The sequence below is a fragment of the Enterobacter sp. 50793107 genome (assembly GCF_001463365.1).
Classification (GTDB): Bacteria; Pseudomonadota; Gammaproteobacteria; order Enterobacterales; family Enterobacteriaceae; genus Enterobacter; species Enterobacter cloacae.
Genome location: NZ_LNII01000116.1, coordinates 1 through 4,395, shown reverse-complemented (window position 1 = coordinate 4,395; position 4,395 = coordinate 1). Strand labels below are relative to the sequence as shown.

Below are 4,395 nucleotides of genomic sequence, written 5' to 3'. Positions count from 1 at the left end.
CTGAAAATGACCGTGCCGAATACATCAAATGGAAATCCTTCCGCGACACCGACGATGCCCGGTATACCCGCCTGGTGATGCCGCGCGTGCTGGGGCGTCTGCCTTACGGTCCGGACACGGTGCCGGTTCGCAGTTTCAACTACGTTGAGCAGGTGAAAGGTCCGGACCACGAAAAATACCTGTGGACGAGCGCATCTTTCTCCTTCGCCTCCAACATGGTGAAGAGCTTCATCAACAACGGCTGGTGCGTGCAAATTCGTGGCCCACAGGCAGGCGGGGCCGTGAAAGACCTGCCGATCCACCTGTACGATCTGGGTACCGGCAACCAGGTGAAAATCCCGTCAGAGGTGATGATCCCGGAAACCCGCGAGTTTGAATTCGCTAACCTGGGCTTTATTCCGCTGTCGTACTACAAGAACCGCGACTACGCCTGCTTCTTCTCGGCGAACTCGGCGCAGAAACCGGCGCTGTACGACACCGCCGACGCCACTGCCAACAGCCGCATCAATGCCCGTCTGCCGTATATCTTCCTGCTGTCGCGCATTGCGCATTACCTGAAACTTATTCAGCGCGAAAATATCGGTACGACGAAAGATCGCCGTCTGCTGGAGCTGGAACTCAATACATGGGTACGCAGTCTGGTGACCGAAATGACCGACCCGGGCGACGAGCTGCAGGCCTCACACCCGCTGCGCGATGCGAAGGTGGTGGTGGAAGATATTGAGGACAACCCGGGCTTCTTCCGCGTGAAGCTGTTCGCGGTGCCGCACTTCCAGGTGGAAGGCATGGACGTGAACCTGTCGCTGGTTTCCCAGATGCCGAAAGCCAAAGCGTAAGGCGGTCGCAGGGATGAAAATCTATCGTCCGTTATGGGAAGACGGGGCCTTTCTGACCCCGCAGCAGTTCCAGCAGCAGGCCCGCTGGGATGCACATGTGGCCGACACCGTGGCCCGGATGGCGCTGGCACACCCGTGGGGTGTGCTGTGCGCGGAGTTCGACGAGGGCGCGCTTGCGCTCTCTCGACTGAACGCGACGAAACTGGTGGTCCGTTTCGCTGACGGGACGCTGGTTGACACAGGGCTGGCCGACAACCTGCCACCGGTGTGTGATGTCTCGTCGGTGGCGCAGGAGAGCGTGGAGGTGCTGCTGTGCCTGCCGCTGCTCAGCGCGAACGGCGGCAATCTCGATGACGGGCGCGACAGTGCGCGTCCGCGCCGCTGGCAGTCTGAGCGGGTGACTGTGCAGGAGCTGGCCGGGCATGAGCGCAGCGAGCTGGCGGTACTGCGCCATACGCTGACGCTGCGTCTGTCCACCCAGGAGAACAGCGCCTGGTTGACCTGTCCGGTGGCGAGACTGGCGCGTAATGCGCAGGGGCAGTGGATACAGGAGGGGAGTTTTATACCGCCGCTGCTCTCTTTATCCGCCAGCCCGTTATTGCTCAGTGAACTGGGTGACCTGCTGCATCGCCTTGCCGCCCGGCGTAAGCGCCTGATGGCGATGCGTCGTGAAAGCAACGAGCGGATGGCGGACTTCGCCGTGGCGGACGTGTCGCTGTTCTGGCTGCTGAACGCCCTGAACAGCGCGGAGCCGGTACTGACGGAGCTGCACCAGACGCCGTCGCGCCATCCGGAACTGCTGTACCGCGAGCTGGCCCGTCTTGCCGGCAGCCTGCTGACCTTTTCGCTTGAACATGATGTGGAAGCCATTCCCCCGTACCGGCATGACGCACCGGAAACGGTGTTCCAGCCGCTGTTTACCCTGCTCGATAAACTGCTGGAAGCCAGCCTGCCGTCGCGCGTGATCACCATTGAACTGATACAGGGCGAAGACCGGGAAATCTGGCGCGGGAAACTGCATGACGCGCGGCTGCGTGAAGGGGCGGATTTCTATCTGTCTGTGCGCTCCGCCATGCCGAACCACGAACTCCAGACGCGCTTCCCGCAACTGTGCAAGGCGGGCAGCCATGACGACGTGTCTGAGGTGGTGAACATCGCCCTGAGCGGGATGGTGATTAAGCCGTTAAGCCATGTCCCGGCGGCCATTCCGCTGCGTCTGGAGAACCAGTATTTTGCGCTGGATTTGTCCACTGACGCGGCGCGCGCCATGCTGGACGCGGGCAACTGCACTTTCTATACGCCGGGCTCGCTCGGTGAGGTGAAACTTGAACTGTTTGCGGTGCTGCGCTCATGAACGATGCTGAAATTAACCTGATAAACAAAACCTTTTATCCGGGCTGGCTGATGGTCAGCCAGTTGCGCAGCGGCCAGGAGATAAAGGACGGCGAAGCGCTGTATCGCCGGGCCTGCCGGTGGGTGAATGCCGCGCGTGAATCACTGACCGGAGCCGGGTTCAGCACCGTGTCCTGCGACCATATGCTGTATGCGTACTGCGCCCTGCTGGATGAGAGCGTGCTGAACCGGGACATACAGGACGATGGCTACCGCCAGTGGCGCAAGGACCCGCTGCAGGCGCGGTTTTTCCGTACCCTGAATGCCGGGGAAGAGCTGTGGGAGCGTATCCGCACGGCCCTGCGCGAGCCTGCGCCGGATGTGACGGTGCTGACCTGTCTGTACCGCACCCTGCAACTGGGCTTCACCGGCCAGTACCGCACGCAGGATGATGAGCGGCGGGAGGATGTGGTGAAGGCGCTGAGTGAGCGCGTACCGCCGTTTGCGCTGACCCAGGAGACACCGGTGGTGGTTCGCGCCTCGCGCTTACGTTCCGGACGCCGGCTGTACTGGCTGGGCTGGGCGGCGGGCGTGGTGGTGCTGGCGGCGCTGTGGCTGATGTTTTCGTCCTCGCTGGCGCAGCAGGTGTCACAGATTGCGGGGCAGGGATAACAGATGCGTGAACTCTCCCGAACGCTTCTCACACTGTTTGCTGCTGCTCTTGCCCTGTGGCTGGTCGTGGGTTTCTGGCCGTTGTCCACCGTCAGCCGTTCTGTGCTCAGCGTCTGTATTCTGCTGGTCTGCGGCGCGGCGCTCTGGCACCGGTGGCGGCGCCGCCAGTTCGTCAGCATACCGGTAACGGAGCACAGCCTGCCGCCGGAAGATTTTCAGGGGGCGGTGGTGCTGGTCTGCGGCGACACGGCCCCCCTGTTTTCCCCCGATACCGCTTATCGTGAAACCCGTCAGGGCTGGTATCTGCACGCGCAAAACGCAGAACAGCTGCCGCTGCTGGCGCAGCATCTGGCAGCCGTCCGCCCGGCTCTGGTGTCGCAGGTCTCGGTGTTGCTGGTGCTGATACCGGAACAGCAGACCTCGGAAGAGGCGCTGGCGCAGTCTCTGCGTGGCTGGCGACGCAGCATTGCGCAGTGCCGGAGCTGGCTGAACGGTGTGCCACCGGTATGGAGTGTGGCCTGGGTATCGCCGCCTGCACTTCACCATAAAGGAGAGGCGCAGTGGTTTACCGTCACACCGGGGTTGCCGGGCGTGCGGGTGCGGCAGAACGGTCATGTCGCCCTGCCGGTGACGGACTGGCAGCGGGAGAGCGGCAGCCGCGCTTCGCGCCTGCATGACACGCTGTGGCTGGAGAGCATACTGGCGCTGACGGCACACCATCTCACCCGGCCACTCAGCGTCCGGCAGGGTGAGCTTCCGCAGCTGAATCTTTGCGCGACTGGTATCTGTCTGACACCGGTCGCCGCCACTGCGGATAACCTCTGGCAGCAGCAGATAGCCGGTATCACCACGCTTTGCCCGCAACCTGTCCTTGCACCGAATTTACTGCCGCTGCCGGAGGTATTGCTGCCGCACCTGCCGCGCCGCCACGGCATCAGCCGCCGGATGCAGGATATGCGGCTGGCTGGGGGTATCTGTTTTGTCTTCCTTGCGCTGGCGATGCTGGCGTCCTTTATCAACAACCAGCGGCTGGTACGCAGCGTGGGCGACCACCTTGCCGTGTACCACCGTCTCAGCGGCACGCCACCTGAGCCGAAGCAGCAGGCGCAGCAGCGTCTGCGCGCAGACAGCCGCCTGCTGGACGACTGGCTGCGCCGGGGCCAGCCACTGCGTTACGGACTTGGCCTGTACCAGGGCATGCGTCTGATCCCGCCGGTAGAAGCCGCCATCAATAGCTGGACGCCACCGCCGCCACCTCGTCCGGTCATTAAGAAAATCGTACAGGGGCCGCAGACTGTCCGCCTCGACAGCATGTCCCTGTTCGACACCGGAGAATGGGCGCTGAAACCCGGCACCACGAAGCTGCTGGTGAATTCGCTGGTGGGAATTAAGGCGAAGCCCGGCTGGCTGATTGTGGTAGCGGGTCACACCGACAGCACGGGCGATGACCCGTCCAACCAGGTGCTGTCGCTTAAGCGTGCGGAGTCCGTGCGCGACTGGATGCGCGACACCGGCGATGTGCCGGAGAGCTGCTTTGCGGTGCAGGGCTACGGCG

General features: G+C 63.0%; 4 protein-coding genes. All 4 read left to right on the top strand.

What is annotated here, in order from left to right:
* A partial coding sequence (gene tssC / locus APU11_RS15265) for a type VI secretion system contractile sheath large subunit (protein WP_114078541.1) occupies positions 1–836 on the top strand: 836 nt, incomplete at its 5' end.
* A gap of 13 nt (positions 837–849) precedes the next feature.
* Positions 850–2,190 (top strand): type VI secretion system baseplate subunit TssK, encoded by a 1,341-nt coding sequence (gene tssK, locus APU11_RS15260; RefSeq protein WP_040024150.1) that lies wholly within the window; start codon positions 850–852, stop codon positions 2,188–2,190.
* A complete protein-coding gene (tssL, locus tag APU11_RS15255; RefSeq protein ID WP_040024151.1) occupies positions 2,187–2,840 on the top strand; it encodes a type VI secretion system protein TssL, short form in 654 nt (217 codons plus the stop codon). Before tssK ends, tssL begins: the two co-directional genes overlap by 4 nt.
* 3 nt (positions 2,841–2,843) lie before the next feature.
* On the top strand, positions 2,844–4,395 hold a 1,552-nt coding region (locus tag APU11_RS15250), incomplete at its 3' end, for an OmpA family protein (protein WP_060578602.1).

Excerpts from the sequence above, each read along its gene's own strand:
- tssK (WP_040024150.1), top strand. The coding sequence starts at position 850 with ATGAAAATCTATCGTCCGTTATGGGAAGACGGGGCCTTTCTGACCCCG.
- tssL (WP_040024151.1), top strand. The coding sequence starts at position 2,187 with ATGAACGATGCTGAAATTAACCTGATAAACAAAACCTTTTATCCGGGC.